The following is a 1,534-nucleotide window of genomic DNA, read 5'->3' as shown; positions in this document are numbered from 1 at the left end:
ATGAGAAACCCAACAATCCCACCGGGTGTGACGGTGGAGAACCTGAGCGGCAGTGACCTGCGGCATGCCCGCAGGGTGATGTAACCCGCTGACAACGGGGATTGAGGCGAGATCACTAAGCCGAGATGATCCTCAAGGTTAAGTACTGAAAGGCTGAAGAACATGAACCCGTTAATCCGCCTCTGTGGGTTGAAAACGTCACCACGGCCTACGTGATCTGACAGGCCGTGCAGGAGGAACTGGCAGTGATACGTAAGCACTACCGGTCGAAGGTGTTTTGACATGTATGCGAAACACCGGGGCAGCAGCGTCTATCACGCTTGCGTTGCTGACTTCTGCCAACTTGCGGCAAGCAAGGATAAAGAGTGCGACGGGCAGCCTCCTCAGTATGCCTGAGTCCAGGCAGGTAAACCGGGGAAGGTCAGCGACGGATGTTAAGGGGGCATGGCTCCGATGACGCGCTGGCTGGCGGAGCTTCCGTAGTAGTCCGCGATGGGGAAAGCCCATTACATGGCGAAGGGAAGCAGTTTGAATGTGTTTGCGACGTGAATTAACTGACCTAACGAGGTGAAGACCTTTGATAATCAGCGAAATGCAACGCAAGCTTGCCACATGGGCAGCCACCGATCCGTCCCTACGGATTCAACGGCTGCTGCGTCTGATAACACAACCAGAATGGCTGGCTGAAGCGGCGCGGATCACGCTTTCATCAAAGGGGGCCCATACCCCCGGCGTTGATGGCGTGAACAAAACAATGCTACAGGCCAGACTGGCTGTTGAGCTGCAAATCCTCAGGGATGAATTACTCTCAGGCCACTACCAGCCCTTGCCCGCCAGACGGGTTTACATCCCTAAAAGCAACGGCAAACTGCGACCACTGGGTATCCCCGCGTTGCGGGATCGTATTGTTCAGCGGGCCATGCTGATGGCGATGGAGCCGATATGGGAGAGTGATTTTCATACGCTCTCATATGGCTTCCGGCCTGAGCGCAGTGTCCACCACGCGATCCGCACGGTGAAATTACAGCTCACAGACTGTGGTGAAACCCGGGGACGCTGGGTGATTGAAGGCGACCTGTCCAGTTACTTCGACACCGTACATCATCGACTGCTGATGAAGGCTGTACGCCGCAGGATCAGTGACGCACGTTTCATGACTCTGCTGTGGAAAACCATCAAGGCGGGACATATCGATGTCGGTCTCTTTCGGGCGGCCAGTGAAGGTGTGCCACAGGGCGGTGTTATATCGCCGCTATTATCGAACATCATGCTGAATGAGTTCGATCAATACCTGCATGAGCGCTACCTGAGCGGGAAAGCCAGAAAAGATCGGTGGTACTGGAATAACAGTATCCAACGGGGCCGAAGTACGGCGGTCAGAGAAAACTGGCAGTGGAAACCCGCGGTGGCGTACTGCCGCTATGCCGATGATTTTGTCCTCATCGTCAAAGGCACCAAAGCACAGGCGGAAGCCATCAGGGAGGAGTGTCGGGGTGTGCTCGAAGGCAGTCTGAAACTCAGGCTGAACATGGAT

General features: G+C 55.4%; 1 protein-coding gene. It reads left to right on the top strand.

What is annotated here, in order from left to right:
• Positions 1–592: 592 nt before the first annotated feature.
• Positions 593–1,534: reverse transcriptase domain-containing protein (locus ACWIGM_RS31340; RefSeq protein WP_454029853.1), on the top strand; the 942-nt coding region annotated here is incomplete at its 3' end.

Source organism: Allobosea sp. NPDC055332, from assembly GCF_053645455.1.
The sequence above is the reverse complement of the archived record's forward strand: the minus strand, read 5'-3'. Positions and strand labels throughout refer to the sequence as shown.